Source organism: Mycobacterium decipiens, assembly GCF_963853665.1.
Classification (GTDB): Bacteria; Actinomycetota; Actinomycetes; order Mycobacteriales; family Mycobacteriaceae; genus Mycobacterium; species Mycobacterium decipiens.
The window spans coordinates 2,850,502-2,871,723 of record NZ_OY970459.1 but is presented as its reverse complement, the minus strand read 5'-3'; the positions used below and the strand labels follow the sequence as shown (position 1 = coordinate 2,871,723).

General features: G+C 62.3%; 13 protein-coding genes. 4 read left to right on the top strand and 9 right to left on the bottom strand.

The window, feature by feature from the left end:
• Positions 1-210: 210 nt before the first annotated feature.
• The 6 genes from AADZ55_RS12820 to AADZ55_RS12795 form a co-directional block, all read right to left on the bottom strand.
• Complete coding sequence (locus AADZ55_RS12820; RefSeq protein WP_085325354.1) at positions 211-2,838, bottom strand: PHP domain-containing protein; 2,628 nt, start codon at positions 2,836-2,838, stop codon at positions 211-213.
• A 902-nt stretch (positions 2,839-3,740) separates the two neighbouring features.
• Positions 3,741-5,120 carry a TIGR00366 family protein gene (locus tag AADZ55_RS12815; protein WP_278248610.1) on the bottom strand — a complete coding sequence of 460 codons (1,380 nt, stop codon included), beginning with the start codon at positions 5,118-5,120 and terminating at the stop codon, positions 3,741-3,743.
• A 153-nt stretch (positions 5,121-5,273) separates the two neighbouring features.
• Positions 5,274-5,459: a hypothetical protein gene (locus AADZ55_RS12810; protein ID WP_242670163.1), complete on the bottom strand. Its 186-nt coding sequence runs from the start codon at positions 5,457-5,459 to the stop codon at positions 5,274-5,276.
• A gap of 415 nt (positions 5,460-5,874) precedes the next feature.
• Positions 5,875-6,297 (bottom strand): type II toxin-antitoxin system VapC family toxin, encoded by a 423-nt coding sequence (locus AADZ55_RS12805; protein WP_242670162.1) that lies wholly within the window; start codon positions 6,295-6,297, stop codon positions 5,875-5,877.
• Complete coding sequence (locus AADZ55_RS12800; protein ID WP_085325351.1) at positions 6,294-6,530, bottom strand: type II toxin-antitoxin system Phd/YefM family antitoxin; 237 nt, start codon at positions 6,528-6,530, stop codon at positions 6,294-6,296. Before AADZ55_RS12800 ends, AADZ55_RS12805 begins: the two co-directional genes overlap by 4 nt.
• Before the next feature lie 323 nt (positions 6,531-6,853).
• A complete protein-coding gene (locus AADZ55_RS12795) occupies positions 6,854-7,258 on the bottom strand; it encodes a type II toxin-antitoxin system PemK/MazF family toxin (RefSeq protein ID WP_242670161.1) in 405 nt (134 codons plus the stop codon).
• Positions 7,259-7,819: 561 nt separating this feature from the next.
• Here AADZ55_RS12795 and AADZ55_RS12790 point away from each other — a divergent pair.
• Positions 7,820-8,497 (top strand): DsbA family protein, encoded by a 678-nt coding sequence (locus AADZ55_RS12790; protein ID WP_085325350.1) that lies wholly within the window; start codon positions 7,820-7,822, stop codon positions 8,495-8,497.
• A 73-nt stretch (positions 8,498-8,570) separates the two neighbouring features.
• On the opposite strand, the gene AADZ55_RS12785 is transcribed toward AADZ55_RS12790, so the two are convergent.
• From AADZ55_RS12785 to AADZ55_RS12775, 3 genes are all read right to left on the bottom strand, one after another.
• The gene (locus tag AADZ55_RS12785) at positions 8,571-8,999 is read right to left on the bottom strand and encodes a cellulose-binding domain-containing protein (RefSeq protein ID WP_085325349.1); all 429 of its coding nucleotides are present in this window, start codon (positions 8,997-8,999) and stop codon (positions 8,571-8,573) included.
• A gap of 340 nt (positions 9,000-9,339) precedes the next feature.
• A complete protein-coding gene (locus AADZ55_RS12780; RefSeq protein WP_085325348.1) occupies positions 9,340-10,269 on the bottom strand; it encodes a hypothetical protein in 930 nt (309 codons plus the stop codon).
• On the bottom strand, positions 10,269-11,129 hold the full coding sequence (locus AADZ55_RS12775) for a hypothetical protein (RefSeq protein WP_133056425.1): 861 nt from the start codon (positions 11,127-11,129) through the stop codon (positions 10,269-10,271). Before AADZ55_RS12775 ends, AADZ55_RS12780 begins: the two co-directional genes overlap by 1 nt.
• A 685-nt stretch (positions 11,130-11,814) precedes the next feature.
• Between AADZ55_RS12775 and AADZ55_RS12770 the strand changes: the two genes are divergently transcribed.
• The 3 genes from AADZ55_RS12770 (at position 11,815) to AADZ55_RS12760 (ending at position 20,987) form a co-directional block, all read left to right on the top strand.
• A complete protein-coding gene (locus tag AADZ55_RS12770) occupies positions 11,815-13,788 on the top strand; it encodes a PE domain-containing protein (RefSeq protein ID WP_341286192.1) in 1,974 nt (657 codons plus the stop codon).
• A 487-nt stretch (positions 13,789-14,275) separates the two neighbouring features.
• Positions 14,276-14,488 (top strand): hypothetical protein, encoded by a 213-nt coding sequence (locus tag AADZ55_RS12765; protein WP_085327633.1) that lies wholly within the window; start codon positions 14,276-14,278, stop codon positions 14,486-14,488.
• A gap of 325 nt (positions 14,489-14,813) precedes the next feature.
• Positions 14,814-20,987 carry a PE family protein gene (locus AADZ55_RS12760; protein ID WP_341286191.1) on the top strand — a complete coding sequence of 2,058 codons (6,174 nt, stop codon included), beginning with the start codon at positions 14,814-14,816 and terminating at the stop codon, positions 20,985-20,987.
• Positions 20,988-21,222 lie beyond the last annotated feature (235 nt).

The window sequence follows — 21,222 nt, the reverse complement described above, 5'->3', positions numbered from 1 at the left end:
GTAGGCGGCGCTTAAGCCGCTCAGGCAGCCGATACTCGCAGCAGTGACCGAGAACCCATGCACGAATTGATTTCTCGTGCCCAGAACCCCTCATCGAAATTGATGCCAGCCGCGAGCGTCAGAGTGCGAGTCACTTAGAACACGTTGACCAACAGCATCATCGTCAACACGACTCAGCCCGTCCAGGCGTCGTCGCAGGTAAACATCTCTCTACGGTGCCGGGGGGTCGACCGAGACCTTCAGCTTCAAGGTACGTCGGCTGAACGGAATTCGCCCTCCTTCGAGATGTTCCAGCGCCAAAGCGTTGAGTTCGTAACGCTCGAGTGAGCCCACAGCTTCGACTTCGCCGTGCCCTGCAGTTGCCTTCATCGTGACGATCTGCTCAGCGTCGCCGCTGACTACGATGCCGGGACTGCGCGTGGCAAAGAGATACTGCCGACTACCGCGCAACGACCGCAGCCGGTCGACGAGGTACTCCTCGATCCACGGCGCGTGTAGCGCGTCCTCCGGTTGGTCAACCAGGACCGGTGTGTTGCCGTCGGCGAGCAAGATCACCAGAATCGCGGTGCATCTCTGGCCGTGGGCAAGTTCTTCGATCGCGGTGTAAGCGTCGTCGTCCGGCTTCTTGAACTTGATGGTGAGCACATCCGGACGGTCGATCGACTGCAGCTCCAAGAGATCTTCCCAGAGGTTGCGTTCATCTATGTTGGTCAGCAGTTTGGCGAGACTGGCCATGTCGATTCCGTGCTCTGTATCCACGAGGGCTGAGAGGTCCTGCGTCCACATGCACCGGGCAAATTTCAGCGGATGCGTCCGCAACGCAAGCTGATTCAAGAAGTCGTCCCTCACGCGTGATCCAACTTTGATCCTGTCAAGTGCATTGCGGAAATCGGACTCATCGCCTTGACTGGGAATGTCCAGCTTGACGAAACCGGCAGCCTTGGTATTGAGTTCCACCACTCGCGCGCGGCGCATTTCACGACGCTTGCGCCGCACATCATGGAGAGCCTCGATGAGTTCCTCACGTTCGCGTTGCAGCCTGTCCAGTTCGGGCAGTGCCCGTTCGTCAAGTTCGGTTTTCGATGCCTGGGCCTGGGTCAGCTTCGACTGCAGCTGCTCAAGGCTTGCGCGCAATGACGTCAGCGAGGCCTCAGGGTCGATCTTCTCGAGCTCCTCGTCGAGGCGTCGTTTGAATCCCTCAAACCGAGTAGTCCACTCGCCCTGGATCCGCGCCAGCGCGCCGGAAGCCTCTGCGAGTGCCTCGCCGATCTCCTTCCTCCCCGCGCCGACCCGCTGGTGGAGGCGTCCAAGTGCAGAGCTGACCTCGGCGAAGATGCCTGCGTTTGCAGCGACCGACTCACTGATCTCGACGTCGGGCAGGTCGAAATCGGGAAGTTCAATGTCATCGACACTCTTCATGGCTCGACGCAGGCTCGTTTGCTCGTTGGTCCACCCCGACTGCTCCTTGACGGTCTCGGTCTTGAACAGGTCGGTGAGTTGACGTACCTGCTCGGCGAGCTCGGCCTCCTGAGCGGCCTCGGACTCCAGCTTCTGGACACGGCGTCGTGCGGCGATCAGTTTGCGGGCGTTGGCCTGCAGGCCGCCGATACCCGAGCTGATCGACACGTTGACTTCATCGAGATCGATTGACGCATCGACAAGGGTCATGCGACCGACCGGCTCTCTTGAGTACTCGAGAATCTCCCCTTGGGAAAATGCCGCGATTGGACAAAGGGCTGCGGGGTCGACATCGACTTCGGCCCAATCGGTTCCGGTCTGCTGAAGCACTCGGGCAGCGGGCGTTCCACCGGTGTTGAAGGTGCGCTCGATCCGGTAGCGCTTGCCGTCACACGTCACGTGCAGCACGACCATGCTGTTGTTCATGAGCGCCTTGGCCATGCGAGAGTCGATCTCGCGGCGAATATTGGGGAATGCGTCGGCGTCCACTTGCTGGTTCAGAGCGAACCGTGCCGCCTCCAGAATCAGCGACTTGCCCGCGCCTGTCCCGCCCAGCAGACAGTTCAGATCCGGAGAGAGTTCGATCCGTTGTCCGCCAAGGAACCCGCCAATGAAATCGATGTCTTCGATGCACGGGTACGAGGCTGGCGCGGGCGGCTCCTCCAAGGAGATTCGCAGTGCCGGGTCGGCCAATGCGTGGCGGATGCCGACGAGGTCTGGGCGACTGGCTTTGATCCATGTGCGACGCGCACCGATGCCGGACAGCGCGTGACAACTCTGGTCCTTGTTCCATGTGTCCGATCCGCGGACGAAGGCCAGATTCCGCTGCTCGGCAAGGCTGTTTCGCACGTCTTCGATCGTGTCGAGATGGACCACCTCGACTGCGCTGATGGCGGCGTCGAGCAGTATCTCCTTTACGTGGGCCTTGACGGTGAGCCGCATCAGGCCCTTGTCTTTCTCGATATGAGCTGGGATGGCCACTCCGCCGGAGGCGGCCACCTTCGCCGCCGCGTGAGAAAAGCCGACATCGGCCGCGATGTCCAGCTTGCCTCGGTCGGCCTGGCCGATATTGAGCTTGACGAGCACCTCCTCGATCAGGCTCGGGTCCGTTCCCTGCTCCCAGACAGCGAGGAGATGCCCCTCGGTAGTGCTGATTTCGACACCGGGCAGAACGACCAACGGCGTGCCATTGGCGGCGTCGGCGATGTCTTTGCACCACGAGACCGTGTTGTGATCCGTGATGACGATGGCGTCGAGCTTGGCTGCGATGGCGGCAGCGACGATGTCCTCCGGCGCTCCGTAGTGTTCGTCTTTTGCATCCTGTGAACCCGGTGTGTGGACGTGAAAGTCAACGGCCCAGAAGCGCGCCCAACTAGTCATCGTTCGGGCGCCTCCTTCCTATCTTGGGACCCCACACCGGCGCGCTAAGCGGCACCCACCTCCGTCGAGCCGGCCCCCTGGTTGTGCAGGCCAGCCCCCTAGGTATCGGGCAAAGGGATTTATCACCCAGAGAAGTGCCACGCTGGTCTGCAACCATCACGCCAACAGGCCAAATTGTAGGCTGTGAAGCTCCCCGGCTCGGATAACGCGCCGTTGACGAATCCAGCATCTCGCGACGGATGGGTCGGCTACCCCGCGGCCTGAATGGAACCGCCATCTATATCGAGACCGGTATACAAGCAATCGTGTCGAAAATGATGGCGGATGCCAGGATCCGTCCGCCAACTATATTGAGACCGGACAGTCCCTCCTGCTTCATGCGCAGACACTGCACGATCCGCGGGGACCAAAACGCGCTGCGGCTGTTTAGCAACCCTTCCCAACCGTGTGGCGCTACTCGCTACTGCAGAACCACGTGCCTCAGGGGCGAATACGCCGGAATCGAATCTGCAGGTTCACCGGTAACAGTTGGTTATTCGCATGTAATGCGAATACGTCTGCGTGTGATTGTCCGGTTGCCAACAGACCCCACTCTGCGCACGGCGAACTCACCCCAACCGAATTCGCTCTACAGTGGACCACGACCCACCAACCCCAAGCCGCATAGTGACTGGACCACAAAACGGGCCCCTTCTCGGACCCCGGCAGCTCGTTCGCCTACGTGCACAACCGCCTGCTGGCGTCGATGCTGTGAGATACGGGCTGGCTCCGCTGCCGCCCAGCGCCATCGCGTCCGCGCGAAAAGCCGATCCGGTAGGGGTGCCGCCGCTCGGTGCGCCCTACTGCGAACCTGCTGAGCAAGAGGTCGTGCAGTTTCGCTGCGAAGGTGCGCGCTCGCGGGTCTATAACACTTGCGGGGCAATGAGAACCGCAGCACTCGACACGACCAGGCCGATCAGGAAGGCGATGATAGTAAAGCCCATCACCTGGCGGACATTCAGCTTCGCGATGGCGAGCAGTGGCAGCAACCAGAACGGCTGAATCATGTTCGCGACCCCCTCGCCCACCGCTACCGACATCGAAATCAGTCCGAGGTAGGCCGGCGAGCGCTGGCCAAGGGCTAGCGCGGAGTCAACCGCGACCGGCCCCTGCACGGCCCAGTGCCCGCCGCCGGATGGCACAAACAACGAGATGATGACCGAACCGATGAAGGTCAGGAACGGGAGGGTGTACTGGTTCGCGCCCGTCACGAGCGCCTCGGCGAGCACTGTCTGCAGCGCCTTGCCCGACGGCTCGGGCAGGTAACCCAGCAGCCCGATGATGCCGCCGTAGAGCGGGTACTGCAGCAGCAACGGACCGGACACCTTCGCCGCCCCGGAGAATGCGTGAATGAAGCGAATCGGTGTGCGGTGTAGCAACGCACTCGTGACGGTGAGCAACATGATCATCGAGGAGATGTGCAGCACAAAGCCACTGAGCCAGAAGTACGTTATCCCCGCGACAAACACCAAGACATTGAGGATCCACAGGTCTTCCAGCCACTCAGCAAATGTTCGCCTCCGATCAGGTTGGTCGGAATCGCCCGTCGCGGGCGCTACCTCCTCCTCGAACACGGCGGGGTCGGGTTCGAGGCTCTCCTTCGGCTCCACCCGCCAGATCGCGATGGCGAGCAGCAACAGCACCACGATCGCGGACACCCAGCTGTATGGCTGGAAGATCGTCAGCTTCAGCGGCACGTTCGTGCCAGTCATCTTGTGTATCACGTTGATTGGGCTGTCCGTGTCGGTGTTCGCGAGCGCGATTGACGACGACAGGCCCTGCGTCCAAACGATAAAGCCCATGAACGCCGCGGCGATGAGGTAGCCGAAATGGGCGCCCGCACGCCTTTTCGCGACCTGGCGAGCGACCAGGGCACCCGCCACCAGTCCGAGTCCCCAGTTCAGCAACGAAAAGACGGCGCTCACACCGAAACACAGCAGAGCTCCCTGAACCTGGTTCTTTGGCTTGCTGGCGATGCGAATGATGGCCCGCTTCAGGATCGGCGCCTCGGCGAGCATGTAACCGGTCACGAGAATCAGCACCATCTGAAACGCGAAGGTGAAGATATTCTGCGCCCCCCACACTCCGCCGTACCACGCCTTGAGCATGCCTTGAGGCGTCGCACCCTTGACGAGCAGCGCGCACAGTCCGACGACGATAAGGGTCAGCACGACCGCGAACAGGTACGGATCCGGCATGAAGCGTTCGACGTACCGCACACACAGCGTAGTGACGTACTGCATTACGCCGCGTTGCTTGACCTCTCGGTCCTGCTCTATCGTCATTGACCCACCTTTCAGAGCTCGTAGACCAACAACCACACGAGGGCGACGGCCGCCAGCAGCAAGACTGTCAGGATTGCCGCGCAGACAAATCCTGACTGTCGATGGGACCGCTCACGCACCTGGGTGAAGCGCCAGTCGGTCCGCGCATTCGCGTGCGGCCCGATCGACCTCGACCACCAACAGGCGAAGGGCGACCGGGAACGCCGGGACTCCGGTCTCGGGAAGCAACACAATCAGCCGGATGCACGCGACCAGCAGCACGCCGACGACGACGGCCAGGGTCGTGCGAATCGGCATCGGCCTGGCCCGGCCCGCCCGCGGTATGCCAGCACCCGGCCGAGCGCGGCATCGCGGGCCGTAATCGTCTTTTTGTGATCGCCTGGGTCCACGGCTACTCCGTCCCGAGACGGTTCGGTGACATGTCCTGCACGGACTCTAGTGGAGAGTCCGGCATCGTCACGCACCTAGATTGCGCTTATGTTGCGTCCTGAAGGTTGGACTGGACTAGCGGGTGGGAGTCCTGTCCCGGTGGATACCGGAGCGCCGGGTAGCAGGCCCCGATTCGTCGTCGAGAGGCGGCGGGCTGAGCGGGGTCCACGATGCGCCTGCAGCCGCCGCCAATCACCGCCGAAGAAGCCGAGTTGCGGGCCTGGCTGCACCGGTTCTCCACGGACCGGCCCCGCTGGGGGTGGCGGCGGGCAAGAACCCCTACCTATTGATGGTGCGGGTGAGTGACCGGTCGAAGTTCCAGCCGCGGGATACCGGCGAAGTCGTCTGGATTACAGGTGTAGAGCGGAACACCACGCGCGATCGCGCTCGCCGCAATAAGTGCGTCGTACGCACGCGCGGCGGGCTTGCGCCCCGATGCCCGCAGTGCCGCGGCAACGCCGCCAAATGCCCGCCCGCAATCGCCGTCGAACGGAACGACGTCAAAGTCAGTCTCAGCCTGCTGCAGGTGCTGCTGACGTGCGCTGCGCTCAGCATCATCGTGTGCGACATGCGGGCCTACGGACAACTCCGCCAGCGTGATCGCACTAATCACCGATTCGTCGGGCAGTTCGGCCGGTTCGGATATCTCGCCGAGGAGAATCACTGTGGAGGTGTCCAGCATTCCCCGTCTCGAAGCCTCGGTCACAGCGACGGATCGATCAGATTGTCGATGTCGCGGCGGAGGGCATCTGGGTTCACTCGCGGGAGATTCTTGCGGCGACGAATCAGTTCAGTCGGGCTGGCGCTGGAACGGGGCAAGGGGCGCAGTTCGGCCACAGGTACACCGTCGCGTGTAACCACGATCCGCTCGCCGTGCTCAACGCGGCGGAGTACTTCTCCCCCGTTGTTGCGTAGATCGCGCACACTCACTGTGTTCACATCCAGATTGTATCACCGGTGAGACGTCTCCAGCGAGGCGCCCACTGCCCGCCCAGTCGTTGACAATATGCAGCAAACGAATAGCAGGGTGGTGGCCAGTCAAGTACTCCGTTTTGACCTGACGAATCAGAACCCAGTCGGTCGCCTCACCGCTAACCGCCCCCGGTGCACCCAACCAAAACCCGCGTGTAACTGCGGGTTTCGGCAAATAGGGCCGCCGGATCGCCAGGCGCCAGTTCGTGCACGTCCGCCGAAGCCGACGCCGGCTGGATGAAGGATTGCGGTCGGATCGAATATGGCGAGTCACCAGTAGAGTGCCCGTCTCACGTTGACTGGTCCACCGCCCGTTTGAGGATGCACGAGCGGGTAGCCGAGCGATCATAGATCGCGGACAAAGCGCAGTGCTTGGTCAATGGCGCGCATTGGTCTGGGGCGATCATGCTATGGCGAAATGACAGTCGTTCGATGGAGACCACTCGCAGTTGATCGCAGCGAGCGTAGGCGACTTGGTCTAGCCCGCCGCCCTCTGGTTCCAGTTCGACATGGCTTGGCAGCCCGTAACTGGCGGTCGTGATCGGGACAACGACCACCAGCGCGCCCGGTCCGTTGTTGCGAATGTTGACTGACACCGCGACCGCTGGGCGTCGAAAGGCCGGCTCGTGGCCGACCGGCTGGCCGAGGTCGACGTAGTGGACCTCCCCTCGCCAGATCAAGCCAGGGCGTCCCACTCGTGACGCTCGGCCAGGTACTGCTCCCACAGTTCGGGGCTAGTGCGCAGGCGCTGGCAAATCCCCGTTGAGTCCCCGGAGGAACTCCTGCCGTTCCAAGGCGTCGATGGTTGCGTGCACGACGTCGACCACGGTGGTTTGGCGAGCCGTGGCCCGAGATTGGAGCCGCTCAGAATCTGGCCGGCGGACTCGGACAGTTGTGGTTTTCTGTTGCCATGGACCTTGTGTAGACAAAATGTAGACATAGGGCCGGTTGCGGCCCGCGGGGATCCGCCCGGGGGCCCGGTTGGTGGTCCAGGCGCTATGCGGCTTGGGGTTTGGCGGGTCGTGGCCCACTGTAGGGCAAACTTGGCTGGGGTAAGTTCGCCGTGGGCGGAGTGGGTCGGTTTGCGTTGGAGTGCTCGTAGCGCCGGTCTTCGATGATCACGCGGGCTTCCGGGGGGCCCGTTTTGGTGATCAAGCCGCATGGCGACTGGACCACCAAACGGGTCCCCTCACCTAACCCATGGCTTAACCGCCGACTTTCGGGTCGACCGTAACTGAGACATAAAAGGAGTTGGCATGCGTCGATTGGCGTGGGCAGTGGCGGTGTTGTGCCTGGCTGCGACCGTGGTCGGCTGCTCGCCGTCGGCATCCACACCATCGGGATCATCGGCCAAACCCGGAGATAGCTTGCTCACTCTTCCCGCTCGGATGGCCCCCGATGGAGTGGCCATCGAGGTGGGCAACGCCAACGCGCCAAAGACCGTCCTGGTATACGAGGACTTCCAATGTCCTTATTGCGCCCGCTTCGAACGTGTCAATGGCCCGGAATTGGCGACACGGGCTGCCGCAGGCAGTATCAAGGTGCGGTATGTGATCGCGTCACTGTTGGACGGCATGCTTGGTGGCGAGAGTTCGGCGCGGGCCGCCAACGCCGTTCGTGCCTCCGTTGAGGTGGGTGGCTTCCCCGCCTACCACCAGTGGTTGTTCGATCACCAACCTGCTGAGGGTTCCGACGGGTTCACCACCGAGTTTCTGCTGAGCGCAGCCGGTTCCGTTCCCGCTCTGAACTCCCCGGCATTCGCCGATGCAGTGCGCGCGGCCAGCTACCAGCAATGGGTCACGGCGTCCCAGTTGGCTTACACGAACGCTCAGCAGGCGCACCCAGACGGCGTACCCACCGTGCTGATTGGCTCGATCGATGCTAATGCTTCGCTCTACGATAGGCGCGCATTCACCACGCTTCTCGATAGGTAGCAAAGGCCAGTCGGCGAGCGCGCACGACTCGGTATTGCCTCGGCGAGGCAGCATTTTGCTGCGCACACAGCCTCTAGGTGCAAAAATATTGCCCGTTGAGCACACAATTCGATGGTGGCGAGTAAGTACCGGACAGCACGCCTCTTAGGCCACCTGTGGCTGAACCGCCGGGTGCAATGATGCGGTTCCAATTCGCGGGGGTGAGAACGTAGTGCGTGCCAGATTGGGTGAGGGTGCTATTCCACGTATGTAAGACGGATTCTCCTACCGGCAAGTCGAATTCAAGCTTCCAGTCGGTTAGCGGCACTATGCTCGAGTTGGTGATGGTGAAGTGGGCGATGAAACCGGTCTGCCACGTCGATGTCACCGACAACGTCGCCGTGGCCGCAGCCGCATGAGCTACGGGGGTGGTGGCAAGTCCGAGGATGGCAGCCATCAATGCCGACACGGCTACGTGAAGCGCTGTGCGCCAGCGCTTCACGCAATTATTCAGTCCGGCCATACCATCCAACACTAAAGGCAAACAGGCGATATCGGCCGTCCCTTCGCGAGTAGGCTGCAGTAACTTTGCTCAACCGAGACCGTCGCGAAATTTTGGCCTCGATCAACCCGGCGGTCTCGCGCACCACCCCTAGGGCACGGCCGGCCGGGTATCGCAACATCCCCCGTCGGCGCCGCCTACGGTTTCACGGCGACCCACATGAGCAGGAGAAAATGTGGCGGGCTACAGTAAATCGGGTCGGTATAATCCGCTGCGCCAACCGGCTCCTCCCTCAGTTGCCTGCGACATCAGCGGTAATGGGCGAACCCATCCAGCCTTGCGAATCAGTAACGGCGACTAGTTATCCGGAACGTTGGCTGGCCAGGATCATTACATCTGCGGGCATGTCCTGCACACTAGTCATAAACAGATTGAGCTCGTCTGGTCTGAGACTATCGCCCGATAGAACGAGGTCGATCTTCGGTTTGTTTCCAGCGGCACTGACTCTCACATCTTCCACGGGGCGGAAGGCTTCTGCGAGTGCAACGACATTGTTTATGGTCTCCGTTACATCAACTAAGCCGTCGCGGGAAGAAATGATCACATCCCCGTCGATTTGTGAAGAGCTAAGCAAGGCCGGACGTTTCAGAATCTGAGCCCCCGCTGCGAGGAACTCTTTGCACCATGCATCTCCCACACGGTTAGACCAACTAGGCAGCACCACCGGAGTGCGGTCATGCGACTGGTCCACTGCGACCTGAACCAAGGGACCGAGCACATCGCCGAATGCCGCAGCGCATTGCGATTCGAGATCTGCATCCTCCGCAGACAACATCCATGGCACCAACACACTCGCCAAGTCTTTATCCGCGGCATGTTCGTGAGCCGCAAGGTACTGTCCGAGGGCTAGCGGCGCCACTGGTCGGCTTACAACACCGGCACGCTCTAGGGCCGTCGCGCCGTTGTCTGAATTCCGCCGTGCTTCCACCTCGTGGAGGTCGAGTTCGCATGACGCCACACGTCGATAGTCGGAAGCCACCTGTGCCAAGAAAAGCTGTGATGTCACCGCCGGGTTGGCTCGCTCTTCAGTCTGGGTGCCGGATGGCAGGAGCGGACGCGAGAAACGATCGACCCGGTCTACCTGACCGTCCCAGGCGAGGGACGCGGCCGACACGACACGAACCATTTCCGATTCCCGCGGGTCACGCGTCGAGGGCGCGGGCTTCACAATGCCGGCGCGCAATCTACGCACCTCGTCCTCGAGTGTCCGCGGTTTCCGCTCCAGCGTCATTAGAGTCCCAAGATAGTAGCTATCGCAGCAGCCAGCTCGGCCAAACCCGCTCTCAGGAAGTCGAGTTGATCCAGATCGCTTTGATCCGCCTTATCACTCAAGGAGTCTGTTGCAACGCGCAGGACGAGCACGCGCTCACATAAGCCCAACGCGCGCATCGTGGAAGCGATACCGAAGGACTCCATGTCGATGAGTACGGGCTTAGTCGCCATTCGGGAGTACAGGGCAAGCGCCAGCGAGTACGTCCAGTCCCCCTTGGGATAGATGGGACCGTTGGATGGCGAATGTATTGGCATTGGCGCGACACCTGGCGAGATCTTGATCACCTTGTCGGTTGCCAGAACGTGGGCGTCCGGAAGATCCAGTCCCCACACAGAACCCGGAGCACCAGCTGACCCGGCCCGCATCTCAATCGCGTCAAGCGGAGCTTGCTCGCTAGGTTGCGTACGGACGATCCATTTGTTCTGTAGCTTGACGACTTCGCCGTCGGCTGAGGCAGCTACCACTCCTAATGAAAGGTATGACACCCTTTCGGCCCGAAACACCTGACCAACCAGCTTCGAGTCGACTGTTCCGCAGCAGCCGTAGAAGACGTAGTAGTCGGCCCGGTTCTCGCGGGTCGACCTGCTGAGAGCGGCCGCTGCGACGACGTTCCCTTGGGCACTCAGTGGATGGTGCTCCACCCTTGCCGTCCGGCCGTCAGACAGGCGGCCCTCTAATGCCTCTTCCCCCGGCCTTGTCGGCGTCCACACCGTTGTTCCGAACAACGGCAAATCGATGTAAAGGCGTGTCAGCAACTCCGCCACGGCGGTCGCTTCGTTCCTGGTGAACGAAAATATTGCCACCGTCACATCCGCCACGGCGACATCGTAAACCCATGAGACGCGAGCCGGCATTTGTTAGTGCACGATCACTGAAAACTCACTTGGGTGCCTTGCGGGCGGCCGGCAACCAAATCATCCCGCCGGTGCTCAACCCATTCCTAACCTAGGACTCGTCAACCGCACGCGTAGCAAGCACACTTGCTTCGGAACCTTAAGCGGAGGTACCAGTTAATGCGGAATTCGCCAACACCCGTTGTGCTGCTGGGTCAAACGACCTAAACAGCTGTGTTGTTTCAGACCGCTGCGCACCCGCTGTGAGAGGCTGATCAACCGAGTGTTCGTGGGGCGCGCGGTGATTCCCATCAGTGGCAGCACGTTCTCAAGCATGATCGGCACTGCCCAGCAGCGACAGTCCGTCGCGACATCGCAAGCAACTCGACGGGATTCCTGTTGTAAGCAAGCACAGCGATTCCGTGCAGCATCCGCAGCTCGAGCAGCGCGATGACCGCTGGTGGCAATACGTTTCGTGTCTGCAGTCATCACGGTTGACGACGAGTCGTGCAACCGATCGGGGTTTGCCGTGGCGGGTTGATCGGTCGGTACTTGTGGTCGGTGCACCAGTCGGCTGGACGCAACTGCCATCGGGGCTGCCGGATTCGTGCGAGTATGGGCAGCGTCTCATCTTCCGATGGTTTCGAAGTGGCCGGGTGGGAGGACCACGATGGCGTATCTGATTGCCGCACCGGACGTGTTGGCGACGGCCGCGGCAGATGTGGCGGCTATCGGATCTTCGGTTACGGCGGCGAACCTGGCGGCGTTGGCTCCGACCAGCGCGCTGGCGGCTGCTGCTGGTGATGAAGTATCGGCGGCGATTGCCTCGCTGTTTTCCGGTCAGGCCGAGGAATATCAGGCGGTCAGTGCGCAGGTGGCGGCGTTTCATGGGCGATTTGTGCGGGCCTTGAGTGCCGCCAGCGAGTCGTATGCGGTTGCGGAGGCGGCCAATGTCAACCTGCTGCAGCCCTTCGCCGAGGACGTGTTGGGTGTGATCAATGCGCCGACGAACTTTTTGTTGGGGCGTCCGTTGATTGGTGACGGGGTCAACGGCGTGCCCGGCACTGGGCAAGCGGGTGGGGACGGCGGGATTCTGTGGGGCAATGGCGGCACGGGCGGGTCAGGTGGGCCGGGTCAGATGGGAGGGCGCGGCGGCAATGCCGGGTTGATCGGTAATGGTGGACTCGGCGGGGCCGGCGGTATCCGAGGCGGGACCGGCGGCACCGGCGGCACGGGCGGGTGGTTGCTGGGCAATGGCGGGGTCGGCGGCACCGGGGGTGTCGGTGGCGGCGGCATCCCGGCTGGGACCGGTGGGATCGGGGGCAGCGCGTTGTCGTTGTTGGGTGCCCCGGGGGCGATCGGTCCGGCTGGGATGTATTACCCAGACGTGATGTTCGCGTCTCCGGAAGAGGCCGCTCTTTTGCTTTTGGCGACACCGGATGCGAATTTCCTGTTGATCGGCACCGACGGCACGAATCTGAGCAGAATTCTGGCCGATCCCGGTGGCACCCCGAACTTCCACGCGCTGATGGCGCAAGGCGTGACTTCTGCGTCGACGATCGTCGGGCACACCACCATCTCCAACCCCTCGTGGACGACGATTCAGACCGGTGTGTCGGGTGAAACGGCCGGGGTGACCAACAACGTCTTCACCCCGTGGACCTATGACACATGGCCGACGGTGTACAACTTCCTTGAGAACACCTATGGCGACCAAGTCAACACCACCGTCATCGCTGATTGGGACGTCATAACCGAAATCGCCGGCGCCGGCTCGAATCCCGCCGACACCATCGAATTCGTCCCGCAGGTCGCGGGCGACACGGACTGGATAGCGACGTCGAATCTGGTCGGCGAGAAGACCCAGGCCGCAATTCTGGCCGCCAACCCAGACAAGGGCAATCTCATCTTCTCCTACTTCACGGGTCCCGACGTCAACGCGCATGCATACGGTGGTGATTCGCCGCAGTACGCGCTGGCGCTTCGGAACATGGACTACAACCTTGGTTCCCAAACCGAGGGCGGTGGTGGGCTGTTGGGTGCGATATGGACATGGGAGAACGCCAACCCCGGCGAGGAGTTTTCCGTGCTCGTGGTCACCGACCATGGTGAAGTGGGGCCCGCCCAGCTCGGTGGCATCACTCACGGCTTCCAATCTCCCCTGGAGACAGCGACATTCCTGATTTTCGATCAGGCCGGCAATGATATGCAGGACGGGTTTATCAACAACTCGTGGCAGATCGCGAGTACGACGCCGACGATTATGGATCAATTCGGCATTCCGCCGCTACCGTATATGCAGGGTGCGCCCCTGACGTCGCCCAGCTTTGATGGCACCTATGTTGATCCCGGCGCCAACCTGTACAGCGTGCTCAGCGCCGATTTCGCCGCACAGGGTTATCCCGATATCGCGACCGACCTGACTCTGGTGTCGCGCACGATCGTGGCCACGATTCCCTACCTGGTGTTCGACCCGATAAGCGGCATCGTCGATGCGGTGCCCAGCTTCTTACAGGTACCGGTCTCATGGATCGGCGCCGGTATCTACCAATCGGTAAATATTCCCGCCCAGATCTTTATCCGATTCACCGGCGTGACCGGCAACCAAATTATCCCGCCGGTACTCAACCCGTTCCTCCCCTAGTTGTCTCGGACCCTTGAGAAGAGGTACCAGGTGGTCCGTCTGCGGCCACCCCGGTAAGCAGCGCCTCTCCCCTGCCGCATCTCGACCTATTCGCTGCTGCGCATCGGGAAGGAATACGGCAGGATCGAGCGGCAAACCACTGCATATTGCATCTGATGAATCATCAACTATCCTGTCGCCCCGATATCCGCTCTCACGTGACCTGGCAGTTTTCTCAAATAGCCTGGGGTATTAGTGGATTGGGTTCTCCTTCGGCCGGTGGGCAGTTCAGCATCGGTCAACTCGCAAAGATGCGGAATTTTCCAGACGCATGAGACCGCGATCGATCGCGAGATTTCGAAATTCCTGGCATATCCAAATGTGCCGCATGCCCGATGAATTAAGGATTAAGACCGTAGTGATGATGGGTGAGGCTGATACTCTAACGGCGGAGTGCGCTGCTCCAGACCGCTGCGCACCCGCTGTGAGAGGTTGATCAGCCGAGCATATGGAGCGTGCGGCGATACCCACCGGTGTCCGGGTCAAGGATGAGCAGCCCCGCGGCAAGCACGTCGTCGAACTCGACGTCGCAGCGGTGGTGAACGCCTCCGCCGGCGAGTACCCATGTGACCGCGGATTGCTACGGCCCGCCATCCACCGGTCCAATGTCGTCGATCTCAGGCAATCGGCCAGGCGCCGCGGCCGGTCCTACTCGGCGTGAATCGACGTAACTCCTCGCAGCAGCTCGAAGTCCGAGTTCGACAGATCCGACGCGACGGCCCCGAATTCGATTGGCTCCTTGGCGCATTGGATCAGAGCACGGGCTAACGGGTAGTGCGTCGCCACGCCTGCAGAACAGCGTCGGGATCGGCCGCATCTTGGCAGGCATCGCTGACCTGCGGGCTGTCTTCGGGAAGTTGGTTCTGGCCCCTGTACAGAAGATTCCAAATGTTGCTGGTTTAGCCACGCAAATGTTTGGGGAGGCCTAGTATTGCTCCTGACGCGGGGGCGTCATTTTATAGCTTGTTCATCGGGGCGGTGGGGACATGAACATGTCTTATGTGGGCTTGGTGCCGGAACTCGTAGAGACGGCAGCCCAGGATCTGGCAGGTATTCGCACGGGGCTCCTCGAAGTCACATCGGCGGCAGCGGGCGCTACAACTCAGCTGTCACCGGCGGCCGCTGACGAGGTATCGACCGCGATAGCGCAGCTCTTTGGCAACTTCGGTAGGGACTATCAAGCAACGATGGCCCGAGCCGCCGTGTTCCATGATGAATTCGTCAGCTTGGTGAGTCGCAGCGCGTCGGCATACCTCGCCACCGAGGTAACCAATGGTGCCGCGCTCCTCCGGGTTGGTCATTCCTTCGCGGCGGCTGCGGAGAATGCCGCCGCCTTTGGTGCTGGGCTCGGCGGCCAAGTCGGTGGTTCACTGACGGGAAGCTTCGATGCTGCGCCCCTTCTCCGGGCGTTAAGCGCCCTTCCTAACCTCGGAGCTGGGCTTGCCCTGCAGGCTGGTGGTGCGCTCGCGTCTGGCTTTGGTACCGGGCTGGTGCAGACAGGCCAGGCCATAGTGAGCGCAGGCGTCGCCTTCGAAAACCTCGGTGCCGCTATGTCGGGAACCGGCGCCGCGTTGACTGGTGAGGCCAATGCCGCTCTTTTGGCGTTCTTCAATTCTGAGTTTGCAGCAAATCTCAGCGCAACCCTTACAGCAAACCTAAGCGTTCAGCTTCCCGCCCTCTCTGAACTGGCACAAAGCGGTGGAATTCTGATAGGCAACTTGTTTGCTGGACTGTTCCAGCTGGCGAGCACCAGTGGGGCCTTCGCAGCCAACTTTGGCGCCAGTTTGGCTGCGGTGGTGGCGGCGGGTCAGGGGTTGGTGGCGAATCTGGGTGTGGCGTTGCCGGCGGTTGCGGGGCAGCTTAGTGCTGGGTTTAGTGCGATGTTGCCGGCGTTTAGTGCCGCGGTGAGTGCGGTGGTTTCGGGTGGTTTGCCGGCTTTGCAGGCTAGTTTGTCGGGTCTTGGTGCGGCTGTGCAGGCTGGGTTGGGTGTGGTTTTGAGTGGGGCTCCTGCGGTGCAGGCGAGTTTGGCTGCGGTGGTGGCGGCGGGTCAGGGGTTGGTGGCGAATCTGGGTGTGGCGTTGCCGGCGGTTGCGGGGCAGCTTAGTGCTGGGTTTAGTGCGATGTTGCCGGCGCTTGGTGCCGCGGTGAGTGCGGTGGTTTCGGGTGGTTTGCCGGCTTTGCAGGCTAGTTTGTCGGGTCTTGGTGCGGCTGTGCAGGCTGGGTTGGGTGTGGTTTTGAGTGGGGCTCCTGCGGTGCAGGCGAGTTTGGCTGCGGTGGTGGCGGCGGGTCAGGGGTTGGTGGCGAATCTGGGTGTGGCGTTGCCGGCGGTTGCGGGGCAGCTTAGTGCTGGGTTTAGTGCGATGTTGCCGGCGTTTAGTGCCGCGGTGAGTGCGGTGGTTTCGGGTGGTTTGCCGGCTTTGCAGGCTAGTTTGTCGGGTCTTGGTGCGGCTGTGCAGGCTGGGTTGGGTGTGGTTTTGAGTGGGGCTCCTGCGGTGCAGGCGAGTTTGGCTGCGGTGGTGGCGGCGGGTCAGGGGTTGGTGGCGAATCTGGGTGTGGCGTTGCCGGCGGTTGCGGGGCAGCTTAGTGCTGGGTTTAGTGCGATGTTGCCGGCGCTTGGTGCCGCGGTGAGTGCGGTGGTTTCGGGTGGTTTGCCGGCTTTGCAGGCTAGTTTGTCGGGTCTTGGTGCGGCTGTGCAGGCTGGGTTGGGTGTGGTTTTGAGTGGGGCTCCTGCGGTGCAGGCGAGTTTGGCTGCGGTGGTGGCGGCGGGTCAGGGGTTGGTGGCGAATCTGGGTGTGGCGTTGCCGGCGGTTGCGGGGCAGCTTAGTGCTGGGTTTAGTGCGATGTTGCCGGCGCTTGGTGCCGCGGTGAGTGCGGTGGTTTCGGGTGGTTTGCCGGCTTTGCAGGCTAGTTTGTCGGGTCTTGGTGCGGCTGTGCAGGCTGGGTTGGGTGTGGTTTTGAGTGGGGCTCCTGCGGTGCAGGCGAGTTTGGCTGCGGTGGTGGCGGCGGGTCAGGGGTTGGTGGCGAATCTGGGTGTGGCGTTGCCGGCGGTTGCGGGGCAGCTTAGTGCTGGGTTTAGTGCGATGTTGCCGGCGTTTAGTGCCGCGGTGAGTGCGGTGGTTTCGGGTGGTTTGCCGGCTTTGCAGGCTAGTTTGTCGGGTCTTGGTGCGGCTGTGCAGGCTGGGTTGGGTGTGGTTTTGAGTGGGGCTCCTGCGGTGCAGGCGAGTTTGGCTGCGGTGGTGGCGGCGGGTCAGGGGTTGGTGGCGAATCTGGGTGTGGCGTTGCCGGCGGTTGCGGGGCAGCTTAGTGCTGGGTTTAGTGCGATGTTGCCGGCGTTTAGTGCCGCGGTGAGTGCGGTGGTTTCGGGTGGTTTGCCGGCTTTGCAGGCTAGTTTGTCGGGTCTTGGTGCGGCTGTGCAGGCTGGGTTGGGTGTGGTTTTGAGTGGGGCTCCTGCGGTGCAGGCGAGTTTGGCTGCGGTGGTGGCGGCGGGTCAGGGGTTGGTGGCGAATCTGGGTGTGGCGTTGCCGGCGGTTGCGGGGCAGCTTAGTGCTGGGTTTAGTGCGATGTTGCCGGCGTTTAGTGCCGCGGTGAGTGCGGTGGTTTCGGGTGGTTTGCCGGCTTTGCAGGCTAGTTTGTCGGGTCTTGGTGCGGCTGTGCAGGCTGGGTTGGGTGTGGTTTTGAGTGGGGCTCCTGCGGTGCAGGCGAGTTTGGCTGCGGTGGTGGCGGCGGGTCAGGGGTTGGTGGCGAATCTGGGTGTGGCGTTGCCGGCGGTTGCGGGGCAGCTTAGTGCTGGGTTTAGTGCGATGTTGCCGGCGCTTGGTGCCGCGGTGAGTGCGGTGGTTTCGGGTGGTTTGCCGGCTTTGCAGGCTAGTTTGTCGGGTCTTGGTGCGGCTGTGCAGGCTGGGTTGGGTGTGGTTTTGAGTGGGGCTCCTGCGGTGCAGGCGAGTTTGGCTGCGGTGGTGGCGGCGGGTCAGGGGTTGGTGGCGAATCTGGGTGTGGCGTTGCCGGCGGTTGCGGGGCAGCTTAGTGCTGGGTTTAGTGCGATGTTGCCGGCGTTTAGTGCCGCGGTGAGTGCGGTGGTTTCGGGTGGTTTGCCGGCTTTGCAGGCTAGTTTGTCGGGTCTTGGTGCGGCTGTGCAGGCTGGGTTGGGTGTGGTTTTGAGTGGGGCTCCTGCGGTGCAGGCGAGTTTGGCTGCGGTGGTGGCGGCGGGTCAGGGGTTGGTGGCGAATCTGGGTGTGGCGTTGCCGGCGGTTGCGGGGCAGCTTAGTGCTGGGTTTAGTGCGATGTTGCCGGCGCTTGGTGCCGCGGTGAGTGCGGTGGTTTCGGGTGGTTTGCCGGCTTTGCAGGCTAGTTTGTCGGGTCTTGGTGCGGCTGTGCAGGCTGGGTTGGGTGTGGTTTTGAGTGGGGCTCCTGCGGTGCAGGCGAGTTTGGCTGCGGTGGTGGCGGCGGGTCAGGGGTTGGTGGCGAATCTGGGTGTGGCGTTGCCGGCGGTTGCGGGGCAGCTTAGTGCTGGGTTTAGTGCGATGTTGCCGGCGTTTAGTGCCGCGGTGAGTGCGGTGGTTTCGGGTGGTTTGCCGGCTTTGCAGGCTAGTTTGTCGGGTCTTGGTGCGGCTGTGCAGGCTGGGTTGGGTGTGGTTTTGAGTGGGGCTCCTGCGGTGCAGGCGAGTTTGGCTGCGGTGGTGGCGGCGGGTCAGGGGTTGGTGGCGAATCTGGGTGTGGCGTTGCCGGCGGTTGCGGGGCAGCTTAGTGCTGGGTTTAGTGCGATGTTGCCGGCGTTTAGTGCCGCGGTGAGTGCGGTGGTTTCGGGTGGTTTGCCGGCTTTGCAGGCTAGTTTGTCGGGTCTTGGTGCGGCTGTGCAGGCTGGGTTGGGTGTGGTTTTGAGTGGGGCTCCTGCGGTGCAGGCGAGTTTGGCTGCGGTGGTGGCGGCGGGTCAGGGGTTGGTGGCGAATCTGGGTGTGGCGTTGCCGGCGGTTGCGGGGCAGCTTAGTGCTGGGTTTAGTGCGATGTTGCCGGCGTTTAGTGCCGCGGTGAGTGCGGTGGTTTCGGGTGGTTTGCCGGCTTTGCAGGCTAGTTTGTCGGGTCTTGGTGCGGCTGTGCAGGCTGGGTTGGGTGTGGTTTTGAGTGGGGCTCCTGCGGTGCAGGCGAGTTTGGCTGCGGTGGTGGCGGCGGGTCAGGGGTTGGTGGCGAATCTGGGTGTGGCGTTGCCGGCGGTTGCGGGGCAGCTTAGTGCTGGGTTTAGTGCGATGTTGCCGGCGCTTGGTGCCGCGGTGAGTGCGGTGGTTTCGGGTGGTTTGCCGGCTTTGCAGGCTAGTTTGTCGGGTCTTGGTGCGGCTGTGCAGGCTGGGTTGGGTGTGGTTTTGAGTGGGGCTCCTGCGGTGCAGGCGAGTTTGGCTGCGGTGGTGGCGGCGGGTCAGGGGTTGGTGGCGAATCTGGGTGTGGCGTTGCCGGCGGTTGCGGGGCAGCTTAGTGCTGGGTTTAGTGCGATGTTGCCGGCGTTTAGTGCCGCGTTGCCGGCTTTGCAGGCTAGCTTGAGCGGTCTTGGTGCTGCGTTGGTTGATGTTGGTCAGGGGTTGGTTGCCGACATCAGTGTGGCGTTGTCTGCGGTTGCGGGGCAGCTTGGTGCTGGGTTTAGTGCGATGTTGCCGGCGTTTAGTGCCGCGGTGAGTGCGGTGGTTTCGGGTGGTTTGCCGGCTTTGCAGGCTAGTTTGTCGGGTCTTGGTGCGGCTGTGCAGGCTGGGTTGGGTGTGGTTTTGAGTGGGGCTCCTGCGGTGCAGGCGAGTTTGGCTGCGGTGGTGGCGGCGGGTCAGGGGTTGGTGGCGAATCTGGGTGTGGCGTTGCCGGCGGTTGCGGGGCAGCTTAGTGCTGGGTTTAGTGCGATGTTGCCGGCGCTTGGTGCCGCGGTGAGTGCGGTGGTTTCGGGTGGTTTGCCGGCTTTGCAGGCTAGTTTGTCGGGTCTTGGTGCGGCTGTGCAGGCTGGGTTGGGTGTGGTTTTGAGTGGGGCTCCTGCGGTGCAGGCGAGTTTGGCTGCGGTGGTGGCGGCGGGTCAGGGGTTGGTGGCGAATCTGGGTGTGGCGTTGCCGGCGGTTGCGGGGCAGCTTAGTGCTGGGTTTAGTGCGATGTTGCCGGCGTTTAGTGCCGCGGTGAGTGCGGTGGTTTCGGGTGGTTTGCCGGCTTTGCAGGCTAGTTTGTCGGGTCTTGGTGCGGCTGTGCAGGCTGGGTTGGGTGTGGTTTTGAGTGGGGCTCCTGCGGTGCAGGCGAGTTTGGCTGCGGTGGTGGCGGCGGGTCAGGGGTTGGTGGCGAATCTGGGTGTGGCGTTGCCGGCGGTTGCGGGGCAGCTTAGTGCTGGGTTTAGTGCGATGTTGCCGGCGCTTGGTGCCGCGGTGAGTGCGGTGGTTTCGGGTGGTTTGCCGGCTTTGCAGGCTAGTTTGTCGGGTCTTGGTGCGGCTGTGCAGGCTGGGTTGGGTGTGGTTTTGAGTGGGGCTCCTGCGGTGCAGGCGAGTTTGGCTGCGGTGGTGGCGGCGGGTCAGGGGTTGGTGGCGAATCTGGGTGTGGCGTTGCCGGCGGTTGCGGGGCAGCTTAGTGCTGGGTTTAGTGCGATGTTGCCGGCGCTTAGTGCCGCGTTCAATGCCACGGTCAACGCGGCGCTCTCCTTTAGTGCAGCCCTTTCGGCCAATCTCAGCGCCGAAGTGGCGGCCCAGGTCAGCGCGGCCTTGGCGGCGAGCCTACGTAGCGGGATTTCTGCATTGGCGCAAACTGGAGGTGCGCTGGTCGCCAGCTTTGGTGCAGGGCTGATGAGTTTGGCGCAAACTGGTGAGACCCTGGCCGGCAACCTCGGTGTGGCGCTGGCGCTGGTCGCCCAGACCGGCAGTTCCCTGGCGAGTATTTGGACGAGTGCGGCGTCTGAAATAGTGGCGGTGATTAGCGACGCCGCTGGTGCAAGCTTCGGTATCGGGCTTTCTGGATTTGGCCAGACGGGAAACGTGCTGCTCTCGAGCATCGAGGGTGCCTTCACTGACATCAGCCAAACCGGGGCCGCATTCTTGAGCGGTCTGGAGGGTGGCGCTGTCGAACTTGCCGCGGGCATCCGCGATGTCCTAGTCAACCTTGATTTGGCTCTCCGGGCGGCGTTGAGGGCTGGCTTCAGCATCGATATAGCCGCCTAGTGGTTGTGTCGATTGTGCTGGGTCGCTAAGCGGTAGCCGCGCTGTGATGGCTTGGTGTCGGCGTCGTGACGGATTCCGCGACGACGTGATGCTCTGGGCGGTGCGAAGGATTCCAGCGCCGTGACCGACGCTCCGAGATTGTTGTTCGGCCGGCCACGAGTGCGGGTGGTGCGTGTCGAGCGTTGGGAAGCGGGTCAGCAGCGACTCGGTGACCACGGGGTTGGCAAACAGCGGT